The organism is Curtobacterium sp. MCBA15_012, assembly GCF_001864935.2.
GTDB lineage: Bacteria > Actinomycetota > Actinomycetes > Actinomycetales > Microbacteriaceae > Curtobacterium.
The window spans coordinates 2,938,348-2,952,349 of the sequence record NZ_CP126267.1 but is presented as its reverse complement, the minus strand read 5'-3'; the positions used below and the strand labels follow the sequence as shown (position 1 = coordinate 2,952,349).

The 14,002-nt window shown below is 74.6% G+C and carries 12 protein-coding genes; 5 read left to right on the top strand and 7 right to left on the bottom strand.

Translation table 11 applies throughout. The features are described 5' to 3' along the window. Window positions 1-11: 11 nt before the first annotated feature. From QOL15_RS13530 to QOL15_RS13515, 4 genes are read right to left on the bottom strand one after another with little or no spacing between them, the layout of a single operon-like run. The gene (locus tag QOL15_RS13530; protein WP_071249713.1) at window positions 12-770 is read right to left on the bottom strand and encodes a response regulator transcription factor; all 759 of its coding nucleotides are present in this window, start codon (window positions 768-770) and stop codon (window positions 12-14) included. Continuing rightward, window positions 752-2,029 (bottom strand): sensor histidine kinase, encoded by a 1,278-nt coding sequence (locus tag QOL15_RS13525; protein ID WP_065963400.1) that lies wholly within the window; start codon window positions 2,027-2,029, stop codon window positions 752-754. The genes QOL15_RS13530 and QOL15_RS13525 overlap by 19 nt, the downstream gene beginning before the upstream one ends. Before the next feature lie 44 nt (window positions 2,030-2,073). Then, a complete protein-coding gene (locus QOL15_RS13520) occupies window positions 2,074-2,790 on the bottom strand; it encodes a DUF6584 family protein (RefSeq protein WP_071249715.1) in 717 nt (238 codons plus the stop codon). A gap of 7 nt (window positions 2,791-2,797) precedes the next feature. Further along, complete coding sequence (locus QOL15_RS13515) at window positions 2,798-3,994, bottom strand: MFS transporter (RefSeq protein ID WP_071249718.1); 1,197 nt, start codon at window positions 3,992-3,994, stop codon at window positions 2,798-2,800. A gap of 23 nt (window positions 3,995-4,017) precedes the next feature. Between QOL15_RS13515 and QOL15_RS13510 the strand changes: the two genes are divergently transcribed. Then, the gene (locus QOL15_RS13510) at window positions 4,018-4,572 is read left to right on the top strand and encodes a TetR/AcrR family transcriptional regulator (protein WP_065963395.1); all 555 of its coding nucleotides are present in this window, start codon (window positions 4,018-4,020) and stop codon (window positions 4,570-4,572) included. 140 nt (window positions 4,573-4,712) lie between these two features. Here the strand turns inward: QOL15_RS13510 and QOL15_RS13505 are convergent, their stop codons facing one another. The 3 genes from QOL15_RS13505 to QOL15_RS13495 all read right to left on the bottom strand — a co-directional run bounded on the left by QOL15_RS13505 (window position 4,713) and on the right by QOL15_RS13495 (window position 7,772). Beyond that, window positions 4,713-5,006 carry a hypothetical protein gene (locus QOL15_RS13505; RefSeq protein WP_083230300.1) on the bottom strand — a complete coding sequence of 98 codons (294 nt, stop codon included), beginning with the start codon at window positions 5,004-5,006 and terminating at the stop codon, window positions 4,713-4,715. After that, on the bottom strand, window positions 4,930-6,951 hold the full coding sequence (locus QOL15_RS13500; protein ID WP_083394182.1) for an alpha/beta hydrolase: 2,022 nt from the start codon (window positions 6,949-6,951) through the stop codon (window positions 4,930-4,932). The genes QOL15_RS13505 and QOL15_RS13500 overlap by 77 nt, the downstream gene beginning before the upstream one ends. 359 nt (window positions 6,952-7,310) lie before the next feature. Next, entirely contained in the window at window positions 7,311-7,772 is a 462-nt protein-coding gene (locus tag QOL15_RS13495) for a RimK/LysX family protein (protein ID WP_071249723.1), read from the bottom strand. Between the two features lie 70 nt (window positions 7,773-7,842). Here QOL15_RS13495 and rimK point away from each other — a divergent pair, with 70 nt between their 5' ends. The 4 genes from rimK (at window position 7,843) to QOL15_RS13475 (ending at window position 13,916) form a co-directional block, all read left to right on the top strand. Next, on the top strand, window positions 7,843-9,021 hold the full coding sequence (rimK, locus tag QOL15_RS13490; protein WP_065963388.1) for a 30S ribosomal protein S6--L-glutamate ligase: 1,179 nt from the start codon (window positions 7,843-7,845) through the stop codon (window positions 9,019-9,021). A 58-nt stretch (window positions 9,022-9,079) separates the two neighbouring features. After that, the gene (locus tag QOL15_RS13485) at window positions 9,080-10,162 is read left to right on the top strand and encodes a 3-oxoacyl-ACP synthase III (RefSeq protein WP_370692386.1); all 1,083 of its coding nucleotides are present in this window, start codon (window positions 9,080-9,082) and stop codon (window positions 10,160-10,162) included. Next, window positions 10,159-12,867, top strand: coding sequence for an alpha/beta fold hydrolase (locus QOL15_RS13480; RefSeq protein ID WP_071249725.1), 2,709 nt, complete (start codon window positions 10,159-10,161; stop codon window positions 12,865-12,867). Before QOL15_RS13485 ends, QOL15_RS13480 begins: the two co-directional genes overlap by 4 nt. A gap of 77 nt (window positions 12,868-12,944) precedes the next feature. Further along, a complete protein-coding gene (locus QOL15_RS13475) occupies window positions 12,945-13,916 on the top strand; it encodes an NAD(P)-dependent oxidoreductase (RefSeq protein WP_065963410.1) in 972 nt (323 codons plus the stop codon). Window positions 13,917-14,002: the final 86 nt, after the last annotated feature.

Here is a 14,002-nt window from a genome sequence, read left to right as displayed (position 1 = left end):
TGTCCGGTCCGTCAGGGGCGGGCGGCGACGCCGTGCTCGAACGCCCAGACGACCGCCTGGATGCGGTCGCGCAGGCACAGCTTCTGCAGCACGTTCGACACGTGGGTCTTCACGGTGGCCTCGCCCACGTACAGGGCCGCGGCGATCTCGGCGTTGCTGTAGCCCTTGGCGAGCAGGCGGAGCACCTCGGACTCGCGCTCGGTCAGGCCCGCGGCGGCGATGGCGGCGGTGCCGGGGTCGGTCCCGCTCGCGGTGTCGGCGGTGGTGTCGACACCTTCGTCGGTGCCGGTGCCGGTGCCGGTGCCGGTGCCGGTGCCGCCCGACGTGCCGGTCGGACGGGCGGTGGTCGCGCGGCTGATCACCCGGCGGGTCACGTCCGGCGCGAGCAGGGCGTCGCCGGCCGCGACCGTGCGGACCGCGTCGATCAGCCGTTCGGGGGAGGCGTTCTTCAGCAGGAACCCGCTGGCCCCGGCCTCGAGCGCCTGGAACAGGGCGTCGTCGTCGTCGAACGTCGTGAGCACCAGCACGGCGGGCGGGTCCGGGAGCGCCGCGATCCGTCGGGCGGCCTCGAGTCCGTCGACCCCCGGCATCTGCACGTCGAGGCAGACGACGTCCGGCCGGAGCGCCACCACGGCGTCGACCGCCGCGGCACCGTCGGGCGCCTCGCCGACGACCCGGAAGCCGGGCTCGGACTCGAGGATGACGCGGAAGCCGGCCCGGACCAGGTCCTGGTCGTCCGCGAGCACGATCGTCAGGTCGTCGGTAGCCATGCCCGCACCAGGTACCCTCCCCGGGCGCGCGGCCCGATCTCGATGCGTCCGCCGACCGCCGCGACCCGCTCGCGCATCCCCACGTGGCCGAGGCCGCTGCCGTCCGTCCGCCGGACCGCGCGCTCGCCGTGGCCGTCGTCGGCGACCTCGACCTCGATGCCGTCGTCGAGGTACCGCAGCCGGACGTCCGCCCGTGCGGTCGGACCGGCGTGCTTGAGGACGTTCGTCACCGCCTCCTGGGCGATGCGGAACGCGACCGCGCCGACGGTCGGCGGGACCGGGCGCTCGTCGCCGACGACCACGTACTCGACCGGGTGCCCGGCGGTCCGCACGGCGTCGACGAGTTCCGGCACCCGAGCGAGGCCCGCGGTGCTCGGGGCGGTCGTGGCGGCGCGGTCCCCGCCCGACGGCTCGTCGTCGGAGCGGAGCGTGCCGAGCATCCGACGGAGTTCCTCGACCGCCGTGCGTGCGCTGTCCTCGACCACGCCGAGCGAGGTCGCGGCCTGCCCCGGGTCACGATCGATCACGCGTCGGGCCGCACCGGCCTGCACGCCCATGAGCGAGACGTGGTGGGCGACGACGTCGTGCAGCTCCCGCGCGATGCGCACCCGCTCGAGCGTGACGGCCTGGGCGGCGGTGCGCTCCCGTTCGGCCGCGAGCTCCGCGGTGCGTTCGGCGAGGTCGTGCTTCGCGACCGCGGACGCCCAGGCCCGGTTGCCCGCGTACCAGGCGCCGCCGAAGTACAGGACGTTGATGAGGATGTTCACGAGCGAGTACGCGACGTAGGGCGCGATGAGGGCGCCGTCGTCCTTGGGCAACGCGCTCGGCATCGACCACCCGAACGAGATCGACAGGAACACCCAGACGAACATCCCGACGATCACGACCCACCGCACCGCCTCGGCGCGCACGCGGTCGGAGCACCACGCACCGACCGTGTAGAGCGCGATGAACAGCGTGAAGTTGATGAGCAGGACCTCGGGCACGTGCAGGAGCTGCGTGGCGGCGAACGCGAGCGCGGCCACCACCGCGACCGTCATCGGCCACCGGCGGCGGAAGGCGAGCGGGGCCGCGTTCGCCACGACCATGAGCGCCGACACCCACCACGCCGCCTGGTCGTCCTCGTACAGGCCCGACGCGCCGTACAGGGTCGTCGTGACGGCGAGCCCCACCGTGAGCACGAGCGCGAGCAGGAGGTCCTGCCGCTGTTCACGGCGCCCGATCGGCAGCCGCGCCCACTCCGTCGTCGTCCGCCCCATGTGCTCCACGGTAGCGGTACCCGGCGGCGCCGCCGGAGCCTTCCTCACCAGTCCCGTCCCGGCCCTCCGGTCCCGACCACCTGCAGCACGCCCATCGCGACGACGGAGCCGAGCACGGCGGCGGTCGTCGCCCACCCGGTCGCGCGGAGGGGGCGACGGGACCCGAGTGCGCCCACGGCCCGGACGGCTGCGGCGACCGCAGCGACCGCGAGCGAAGCCAGCCCGCTCCACAGGACGAGGTCGTCGAGGGGCGCACCGGCCCACGTCGCGACCGCCGCCACGAACGCGAGGACGAGGCACCCCGCCACGACGACCACCAGGGCCTCGGCGACGTCGGCGCAGCGCTCCTCGAACGCGGACGTCGGCCGACGTGCCTCTGCCGAGCGCCGGCGCGGGTGCACGGACATCCGTGCGCGGTGCTCCTCGACCTCGGGCAGCAGGTCCACGACGCTCGGCGGGAGCGGTTCGCGGAGCGGCAGGGCGAGGAAACGCGCCAGGTCGCCCGGTCGCACGCCCGACGATGCGAGCAGGCGCGCAGCGCGGTCCCGCTCGACGTCGGTCACGCTCTCGGGCAGGGTCAGTCCCCACCGCCCCGCCTGGTCGGGGTGGCCGAGTGCGCGGTAGCGCTCTACCAGTGCGCGGCGCGCGTGCGCGTCCGTCGGGTCGGCGCGGACGCGCTCCCGCAACAGGGCGAGGGCAGCCCGATGATCGCCGTCGGCCCACAGCCGGTCGACGTCGTCCTGGCGGTCCGGCGCGTGCACGTGCCCATCATCGGGCCTCGTGCCCTCGCGTGGCGACCGGTCGGCGCAGGGCCGTGCGCCCGGCCACCACGGGGACCAGTGCGGCGGCGAGCACGACGGCGGCGGCGGCGACGAAGGTGCCGGCCGTCCCGAGCGTGCCGAGCACCGTGCCCGCGACCGCCGCACCGAGTGCCTGTCCGGCGACGAGGAGGACGAACAGCGCGGACGTGCCGACCGGGGCCCGGGTCCGGTCGACCTCCGTCGTCCACGCGATGAGCGCGCCGGTCGCCGCGGTGTAGCCCCAGCCGAACACCGCGCACGCCGCGAGCGACACCGGCACCACCGCGGGCGCGAGGCCGAGGACGAGCACCGCGGCGCCTGCGACGGCGGCCGTCAGCGCCCACTGCCGGCGCGCCAGCGGTGGGCTCGTCCACCGAGCGGTCACCGCGACCAGGGCACCGCCGGCGCCGAGTGCGACCCACGCGCCGACCGACAGCGCGCTCCCGACGCCGGCCTCGACCAGTGCCGTCCGCCCGTACGTCCACACCACGGCTGATCCCGCCCCGAAGGCCAGGGCGACGGCCATCGGCAGTGCGTGTGCGACGAGCCACCACCGGTCCGGTCCGGCGGGACCTGTCGAGGGTCCTCGGCCCGCCGTGTCCCGGGCAGACCCGGCAGCGCTGACGAGGACCCCGCCCACCACGAGCGTCAGGATCCCCGCGGTGGTCCACGCCGTGCGCCAGTCGGGCAGCAGGACGAGGGCGAGGACACCCGCGGCGACGAGCCCGGGGCCGGTGCCCGAGTTGACCACCGCCTGCGCGCGGGGGAGTGCGGCGTGCTCGACCCGGTCGCCGAGGAGCCGCACCAGGGCGGGCGACGCGATGCCGGCCCCGGCCGAGGCCACCACCGCAGCGGTCCCGAACACGAGGGTCGACGTGCTGGCCGCCATCACGAGTGCCCCGACCCCCGCGACCAGGGCGGCCACCACGACGAGACCCCGCGCCGCCCGTCCGGCGAGGACCGACCCGGCGACCGCACCGACGCAGTACAGCACCGATCCACCTGCCGAGACCGCCCCGGCGACGTCCGCCCCGAGCCCGAGGTCGCGCTGCACGTCCGGGAGGAACAGGCCGTACGCCAGCCGCACGAGACCGTACGTCGCGGCGATGAGCCCGAGCCCGCTCCCGATCAGGACCCGGCCGGAGAACAAAAACGATCGTTTCACTTCTGGGATCGTAGGCTGACGGCATGGCGATGCGTCCAGCGACCGAGCAGCGCGTGCTCGACGCCGCCGAGGAGCTCTTCTTCACACGGGGCATCGCGGCGACCCCGGTGGACGCGGTGCTCGAGCGCGCCGGGGTGTCCTCGGCGACGCTCTACCGCGGGTACCCGAGCAAGGAGGCCCTCGTCGCGGCCGCCCTCGACCGCCGCCACGACGACTGGACCGCCACGTGGGACCGCGCCGTCGCCCGGGCGTCCGACGACCGGGGCCGGTTGCTCGCCGTGTTCGACGCGCTCGACGACCACCGCGCGACCCCGACCGGTTCACGGTGGTGCGCGTTCCTCGGGACCGCGGCCGAGTACGTCGACGCCCCCGCCGACGTCCGGGCCGTGCTCGACCGGGAGACCGACACGCTGCGCCGCCGGCTGACCGAGACCGCCCGCCCGCTCGTCGGTGCCGCAGCCCCGGCGCTCGCCGAGCAGCTGTTGCTCGTCGTGTCGGGATCGCTGGCGATGCGGCTGCGGGATGCGGCAGGCGGGACGGCGACCGCGCGCGCGGTCGCCGTCGCGCTCCTGCCCTGACCGCGCAGGCCCACGGTACGGACGGGAGGCGCGACCGTCTCGGCCCGCCGGGACGGCGGTCGCGCTGACGGTGGCGAGCTGCATGCCGCGCTCCTGCACCGCCGGCAGGCGCTCCCGTTGGGCTGGCGGGCGATGCGCGCTCAGGTCTTCGGCGGGCTGATGATCGGGTCGCTCCACTTCGGGAACGGCGGGTACTCGCCGGGTAGGGACTCCTCGGGGTACTCCCCGTCATTGCGGCCGCCGACGGCCTCGGTCAGTGCGTGGCCGTCGTTGGTCCAGTACTGCCCGCTGTACACGGTGAGGCCGTAGTCCCCATCGGGCTGCACCTCGTACTCGACGTGCCAACCGGTTCCCGTGTCAGCCAGGACCTCGTGGTAGCGACCTCGTGTCCGCTCGCGGTAGGACCAGTCGCGCTGCCCGAAGAAGTCGATCATGGGCTGCAGATCGCGCGGGTCTCCGGTCGCTCCAGCAGGCGACCACAGCCGATCGCTCCGGAGGAAGTAACTGTTGCGGGGACCGGCTCCACGGAGCGGAACGATTCCGTCTCCGCCGATGTTGGGAACCCGGTCGCCGCCGATCCACGACCACTCGCCGACGTGTACCGCTCGCTGCGCTTCCGCGAGGACCACCTGCATCTGCGCGTAGCGCTCGGCGTACCGGTCGAACTCCTGCTGCGCCGACATCTCCGCCACGTCGTCCTCTGTCAGACCTGCGGCATCGACTGGCATGTGGCCTCCTGGGCTGGTGCACGCGGTGAGGAGCCAAGCGCAGCAGGCGGCTGCTACGAGGGCACGAAGCGATCGCATGATCTTCATCCTGGTACTCCGGTAGCGACGAGCTTCGAGATGGTGTCCTGAGCCGTCGAGCCAGGTGTCGGGTCTGGGCCAGCGCTTCGGCTGCGGTCGTGGAGCCGTACGAGTGGCCGAGGACCGTGGACCGACGCGGTGCGCCCCCTCGGCTGTCGTGGATGCCGTCGAGGAACGACGCCAGCTCGGCCCCACCCGCGGCGGCCCGCCCCTGCGCCGGGACCTCGGGGAAGGCGGGTGCGCGGTAGCCGAACCAGGACACGATCGCGTACGAATCCGTCTTCCGTGCCCTCGCGGCAGACCGGAGGAGCCCAGAAGCGGCTTGCGTCTTCTCCAGCGTGCTGCCGAGCGTCGTCGTCGCTCCGGGGACGTTCACCGTGACGTTCGCGGCGGTGTCGAGGTCGCCCAGCACGACTGCGGCGACGGGAGCGCCGTTCGCGACGCCGAAGCCGACGAGCTGCGCCACCGTCGCGGTCGGCGCCGGCAGGTCGGCTGCGATCCGGTCCGCTCGTTGGAGCCCCTGCGCGAGCGCGCGGACCTGTGTGGTGAACTCCTCGAGGCTCACCGCTCCGTACGTGTACGCCAGACCGAAGAGCCGGTACATCCGCTCGGGGTCTCGGAGCGCCGCGGCGAGCACCCGCCGCGAGGCCACGTCACGAGCGACGGCGGGCACCCCGTCGAGGTTCGCCACCTGCACCTGGGTCCGCAGCGGGAGTACTGCGATGTCCTCGGCGGTGAGCCCGAGCTCCTTCCAGGCCGCCGCGACCTCCGCCGGGGTCAGGGACGGCTCCAGCAGCCGCCGTGCCGCAGGGGAGAGGGTCGACGCTCCGGCGATGTCGAGCGCGACGTCGGCGACCGATCGTCCTCCGGCGGCCTCGAACGCGGCGGCGATCCGCGCCGCCCACCGGGCGTCCTCGGCGTTCTCGTCGAGGTACGCACCGAAACCGCCCGGCAGCGGCGGTGCCTCGACGGGGACCCACCCACACCGGTCACGGAAGCCCGCCCACGCGTCCCGGACGCGGACGAGGTCCTGTTCCGTCACACCGTCCTGCGCCTGGGCCGTGGCGGTGAACCGGCGCAACCGTTCCGGATCGGCACTGCTGCGCCCGGTCGCCTGCGCGCCGGTCCGTCGTCGGTGCCGAGCACGGAAGGTCGCGGTGACGGGCGTCGGTCTGATCGGGGCCGCGGTCGGTTCCGGGTCGAAGGCCGCCGCGCTCGCATCGAGCAGGGGCTCCCACGCGGCAGCGATGCCGACCAGGGTGTGCTCGCGGTCAGCTGCCCGCTTCCGCCAGGCCGCGAGCTCCGACCGTCGGTGGCGCTCCTGTGAGGCCTGGTGCCGGGCGATCCGCACCTGGTCGGCGAGGTCGTCGAGGGCGTGCGCGAGACGCACCCGGTCCTCGTACTCGACGGTCCTGGCGGTCTCGAAGAGTCGCGCGTACCCGCCGTCGAAGTCCCGCAGCGCTGCCTCTGCAGCGCTCCGTCGCGGCCACGCGCTCCCGCGCAGCGCCAGCGCGGCCTGCGCAGCGCACGCCGCGAGCCGCGCAGCTGCGGCGTCGTCGAACCCGAACCCCACGTCCCACCCCCATCACCAGACCGGCAATGTGGAGAACGTAGCATTTCGAACGAACTGACAAGGAGCGTGTGGAATACGGCCCCTCCGGGACGGGAGGCGCGGATGCAGCCGGCCCCGCGCCTCCCGTCCGCCGTGGAGTCGGCCGCATGTCGGGAGGCGCGCACAACGGGAAGCATGCCGCACCACGGAACGACGTGGTTCGACGTGCTTCCCGTTGTGCAGGAGCATGCGGCACCGGCAGCCGCCGGCGCACGGCGCGGCACGGCTACGCCGGCCACCGGCCAGCGCGCAGCGACCAGCGGCCAGCCCAGCGCGCCCAGCGCGCCCAGCGCGCGCAGCGCGCCCAGCGCGACCGCGCCTCAGACCCGCCCGCGGTTGCGCCGCCGGATCTCCTTCGGCGCCCGTCCCGCCGTGAACGACCGCGCCGGGTCGACGAGGAACCCCTGCCGCAGCGCCTGCCGACCGACGAGCATCCGGAAGCCCATCTGGTCGCGGTTGCTCAGCGTGACCTCGGCGTCGACCGTGATCCCGGCCAGCGTGATCGGCGTCAGCACGACGATGCGTTCCTGGGTGTGGCCCGTCGAGCTCCGCACGACCCGCCGGTCGTGCACCTCGCACTCGTGGGTGACGGCGTCGGCGTCGGTGTCCTGCCAGGGGTGCACCGAGAAGCGCACGCGGTCGCCGGGGAGCTCCTCGAGGTCGAACGCGTGCAGTGCCGAGCTCCGTGCGCCGGTGTCGAGCTTGACCTTGATCCAGGGCAGCTCGAGACCGGGCAGGGCAGCCCACTCGCGCCAGCCTGCGATCATCGGGTTCCGGGCCATGGGGCCATCCTGTCGCATGCTTTGATGGAGCGTCGCCGTCGACGTCCTCGAACCCCCGTGGAGCACCCCGATGAAACTCGCCATCCTGTCGCGCGCCCCGCACGCGTACTCGACGCAGCGCCTGCGTGCCGCCGCGATCGACCGCGGGCACGACGTCAAGGTGTTGAACACGCTGCGGTTCGCGATCGACCTGACCGCCGACGAGCCCGACCTGCTCTACCGCGGCAAGCTGCTCAGCGACTACGACGCCGTGCTGCCCCGGATCGGGAACTCGATCACGTACTACGGCACCGCGGTCGTGCGGCAGTTCGAGCAGATGGACGTCTACACGCCGAACACCGCGACGGGGATCACGAACTCGCGCGACAAGCTCCGCGCGAACCAGATCCTGTCCCGGCACCACATCGGCATGCCGGCGACGACGTTCGTGAACAGCCGCGCCGACGTCCGCGGGGCGATCGACCGGGTCGGCGGTGCGCCCGTCGTCATCAAGCTGCTCGAGGGCACGCAGGGCATCGGCGTGATCCTGGCGCCGGAGGCGAAGGTCGCCGAGTCGATCGTCGAGACGCTGCACTCGACGAAGCAGAACGTCCTCATCCAGGCGTTCGTCTCCGAGAGCCGGGGGCGGGACATCCGCGCGCTCGTCGTCGGCGACCGGGTCGTCGCGGCGATGCGCCGGAGTGCGAGCGGCGACGAGTTCCGGTCGAACGTGCACCGCGGCGGCACGGTCGAGAAGGTCACGCTGACGCCCGAGTACGAGGAGGCGGCGGTCCGCTCGGCGCAGATCATGGGTCTCCGGGTCGCGGGCGTCGACATGCTCGAGGGCAACGACGGCCCGCTCGTGATGGAGGTCAACTCGTCGCCCGGGCTCGAGGGCATCGAGCGTGCGACGGGCCTCGACGTCGCCGGCGCGATCATCGACTTCATCGGCAACCAGGTCGCCTTCCCGGAGATCGACGTGCGCCAGCGCCTCAGCGTGTCGACCGGGTACGGTGTCGCCGAGCTCCTCGTGCACACGAACGCCGACCTGGTCGGCCGGACGATCAAGGAGTCGGGGCTCTGGGACCGCGACATCACGGTGCTCACCCTGCACCGCGGCGCGAACGTGATCCCGAACCCCCGGAGCGGCGTGACCCTGCAGGCGAGCGACCGGCTGCTCTGCTTCGGCAAGCTCGAGGAGATGCGCTCGATGATCCCGGACCGCCGACGCCGTCGGAGCAAGGTCCGGAAGCTCCCGAAGGACGCATGACGCCGTCTCCCACCCGGAACGGACCCCACACCCAGCCACGATGCGGAAAGATGACCCGGTGACGATACTCGCTGACCGCCCCGTCGACCCCACCCCGAACGACGACGTGGAGCGCCCGGGCAACGCCACCGCGAAGCACCAGAACGTGTCCCTGCTCTCGGTCGCGACGACCACGGCCGAGCGGGTCACGACCTCGGCCGACATCGAGGCGAAGCTGCGCGGGGTCCTCCGGCGCCTGCGCCTGCCGATGGGCCTGCTGGAGCGCGTCGCGGGCGTCACCGAGCGTCGCAACTGGGGCGAGGGCCAGACCTTCCAGGACGCCGCGATCGACGCCGGCCGCCGCGCCATGGCCGAGGCGGGCATCCGCCCCGAGGACGTCGGCCTGCTCATCAACACGTCGGTGACCCGCCCGCACCTCGAGCCGAGCGTCGCCGTCCGGCTGCACCACGGGCTCGGCCTGCCGTCGTCCGCGATCAACTTCGACATCGCGAACGCGTGCCTCGGCTTCGTCAACGCGATGAGCGTCGCCGCGAGCATGATCGACTCCGGCCAGATCAAGTACGCGCTCGTGGTCGACGGCGAGGACGCCGACCAGGTGCAGCTCAACACGATCGACCGCCTCAACCAGGGCGGCCGGAACCGCAAGGACTTCATGAGCGAGTTCGCGAGCCTGACCCTCGGGTCCGGTGCCGCGGCCGCCGTGCTCGGCCCGTCCGACGTGCACCCCGAGGGCCACCGCATCATCGGCGGTGTCACCCGTGCCGCGACGCAGTGGTACGACCTGTGCGTCGGCAGCGTCGACGGCATGTTCACCGACGCGAAGATGCTGCTCAAGGGCGGCATGGAGCTCGTCGTCGCCGCCTGGACCGAGGCCCGCGCGCACTTCGACTGGGCGGACATGGACCGCTACGTGCTGCACCAGGTCTCGGACGTGCACACGAACGCCTTCGTCGAGGCGATCGGCATCCCGCGTGCCAAGGTGCCGACGACGTACCAGCGCTACGGCAACGTCGGTCCGGCGTCGATCCCGATCACCCTCGCGGACGAGGTCGCCCGCGGCGGCATCACCCGCGGTGACCGCGTGTTCCTCGGCGGCGTGGGCTCCGGCATCAACACGGCGATGATGGAACTGCGCTGGTGAGGTCCGACCTCCCGCGCGTCGCCGCCTCCACGGCTCCGGCGACGCTCCCGCCGCCCCTGCCCGGACTCGACCCGGCCTGGTCGCGGTTGGTCACCGTCCCGGGTGGCACGGACCGGACGGGAGGCACGGATCACCCGGACCGCACGTGGCACCTCCTCGACACGGCCGGCTCCCTCGACGCGCTCGGCGCGACCCCGGTGGGCACGCTGCTGTGCGTGCACGGCAACCCGACGTGGTCGTACCTGTGGCGGTCCGTCGCGGCGCAGACCCTCGCGGTCGCCCGCGCCGGCGGCCCGGCCTGGCGCGTCGTCGCGGTCGACCAGCTGGACATGGGGTTCTCGGAGCGCACCGGCGTGCAGCACCGCCTCGCCGACCGCGTGCGCGACCTCGGCGCCCTGACCGACGTGCTCGGGCTGACCGGTCCGGTCGTCACGGTCGGGCACGACTGGGGCGGTGTCGTCTCCCTCGGCTGGGCGGTCGACCACCCCGGGCTGCTCGCCGGGGTCGTCACGTGCAACACCGCCGTGCACCAGCCCGAGGACGCCCCGATCCCCGCTCCGCTCCGGCTCGCACTGCGGCCGCAGGTGCTCGGGCGCGGGACGGTCCTGACGCCGGCGTTCCTCGAGACGACGCTCGCGATCGCCCACCCCCGGCTCGACCGACCCGTCGCCGACGCCTACCGTGCGCCGTACCGCGGGGCCGCGCGCCGCGGGGGGATCGGCGGCTTCGTCGCGGACATCCCGGTCGACGCCGCGCACCCGAGCGCCGCCGAGCTCGACCGCATCGCGACCGGTGTCGCCGCCCTGCGGGTGCCCGCGCTCCTGGTGTGGGGGCCGCGCGACCCGGTGTTCCTGGAGCGCTACCTCGACGACCTCACGGCACGGCTGCCGCACGCCGACGTGCACCGCTTCGAGGGCGCCGGGCACCTGCTGCCCGACGACGCCGACGTGGCGGGCACGCTCACCGACTGGCTGGGCGACCACCTGCCGGACGGCCGCGCACCCGCCGGGGGCGAGCCGCGCCTCCCGACCGACGTCCCGGACCACACGGCCGACGCGAGCCGCCCGCTCTGGGCCGCACTCGAGGACCAGCGCGACGCCGACGGCCCCGCGCTCGTCGAGATGGCCGCCCCCGGCGGCCCCCGCACCGTGTCCTGGCGGCTGCTCGCGCGCCGTGTCGACGAGGTCGCGGTCGGGCTCGCCGACCTCGGTGTCCGCCACGGCGACCGCGTCTCGCTCCTCGTCACGCCGGGTGCCGACCTGACCGCGGTCCTGTACGCGTGCGTCCGGATCGGTGCCGTCGTCGTGGTCGCGGACGCGGGACTCGGGCTGCGCGGGCTCACGCGTGCCGTCCGCGGCGCGCGCCCGGACTGGATCGTCGGCGCGCTGCCCGGGCTGGCGGCGGCGCGCGCGCTCGGCTGGCCGGGGCGGCGGATCGCGACCGTCGCGCTGCCCGCACCCGCGCGTCGCGCGCTGCGGGTGGAGCACTCCCTCGCGGAGGTCGCACGCCGTGGTGCCCGGCTGCTCGCGTCCGGGCGGACCCTGCCGGCCGCACCGTCCCCCGAGGACCCCGCCGCCGTGCTCTTCACCTCCGGGTCGACCGGTCCCGCGAAGGGCGTCGTGTACACGCACCGGCAGCTCGCGGCCGTCCGCGACGTGCTCGCGGCGCAGTACGACGTCGGCGTCGGGACCGGACTCGTCGCGGGCTTCGCGCCGTTCGCGCTGCTCGGGCCGGCGCTCGGTGCACGGTCGGTCGCGCCGGACATGGACGTGACCGCACCCCGCACCCTCACCGCGCGGGCCGTGGCCGACGCCGTGCGCGCGGTCGACGCCACCGTGGTGTTCCTCTCGCCGGCCGCCCTGGCGAACGTGGTCGCGACCGCGGGTGACCTGACCGCGACCGACCGGGAGGCCCTCGCCGGGGTCCGGCTGTTCCTGTCGGCCGGCGCGCCGGTCCCCGAGGCGCTCCTCGCGGCGGCGACCGAGCTCATGCCGAACGCGAGTGCGCACACCCCCTACGGCATGACCGAGGGACTGCTCATGACCGACGTCGACCTGGACGGCGTGCGCGCCGCGGGCGACACCTCCGGGTCCGGCATCTGCGTCGGCGTCCCGGCGGCCGGGGTCCGGGTGCGCATCGCGCCGCTCGACGACCTCGGCGTCCCGAGCGGTACCCCCACGGACGCCGCGGGCGTCACGGGGGAGATCGTCGTCGCGGCGCCGCACGTCCGCGACCACTACGACCGGCTCTGGCGGACGAACCGGGCCTCGCGGCAGGGCGTCGACGACCCGCGCGGGCACCGCACCGGTGACGTCGGGCACCTCGACGCCGACGGCCGCCTCTGGGTCGAGGGCCGTCTGCAGCACGTCGTGGCCACCGCCCGTGGCGTCGTCACCCCGGTCGGCCCCGAGCAGCGGATCGAGGCCGTCGACGGCGTCGGCCGCGTCGGTGTCGCGGGCGTCGGCCCCACGGGGACGCAGCAGGTCGTCGCCGTGGTCGAGACCGTACCGCCCGTCCGTCGTCCGGGCCTCGCGACGGCGTCCCTCGCGACCGCGGTCCGGGCCGCCGCCGGGGTCCCGCTCGCCGCGGTGCTCGTCGTGCCCGTGCTGCCGACCGACATCCGGCACAACTCCAAGGTCGACCGTGCGCGCCTGTCCCGCTGGGCCACGTCGGTCCTCGGCGGTGCCCGGATGGTCCGACCGTGAGCGCAGCACGTCCCACCGGTCCGGACGGGGGCACGGACCGTCCCACCGGTCCGGCCGAGGGCACGGACCGTCCCACGGTGCTGGTGACCGGCGCGAGCGGCTTCCTCGGTCGGGCGACCGCTGCGGCCGTGCGCGACGCCGGGTACGCCGTCCGCACGTTCCAGCGCCGGGCGTCCGGCGTCGACGGGGTGACCGACGTGCGGGGGAGCACGACCGACGCCGAGGCCGTGCGCCGTGCGGTCGCGGGTGTCGACGCGGTCGTGCACCTCGCCGCCAAGGTCTCGCTCGCGGGCGACCCGGCCGACTTCGCCCGGGTCAACGTCGACGGGACGCGGCTGCTGCTCGACGCCGCGCGCGCCGCCGGGGCCGGGCGGTTCGTGTTCGTCTCGTCACCCTCGGTCGCGCACACCGGATCGTCCCTCGTCGGCGTCGGCGCGGGACCCGCCGAGCCCGACGCCGCCCGCGGCGACTACGCCCGGACGAAGGCCGCCGCCGAACTGCTCGCACTCGGTGCCGACGCCCCCGGGTTCGCGGTCGTCGCGGTGCGCCCGCACCTGGTCTGGGGGCCGGGCGACACACAGCTCGTCGGACGGATCGTCGACCGGGCCCGGTCGGGGCGGCTGCCGCTGCTCGACTCCGGCGCGGCGCTCATCGACACGCTCTACGTCGACAACGCGGCCTCGGCGATGGTCGCGGCCCTCGAGCACGCGGCCGACGACCGGGTGCACGGCACCGCGTACGTCGTGACGAACGGCGAGCCGCGTCCGGTCGGGGAGCTCCTCGGCGGGATCTGCCGGGCGTCCGGGGTGCCGGCACCCCGCGTGCACGTCCCGGCGGCGCTCGCCCGGGCCGCCGGTTCGCTCGTCGAGGCCGTGTGGCGGGTGCGCCCGGGCGAGGACGAACCGCCGATGACGCGGTTCCTCGCCGAGCAGCTGTCCACGGCGCACTGGTTCGACCAGCGGCGGACCCGCCGGGACCTGCGGTGGGAGCCGACCGTGTCGATCGACGAGGGGCTCGCCCGCCTGGCGACGCACGCGCACTCCGGCTGAGGAGCGGGGCGGGCAGTCCCGTCCCGTCCGGATCGTCCTCACGCACACGGCGACACCCCACGCGCGTCGACGCACGTGGGGTGTCG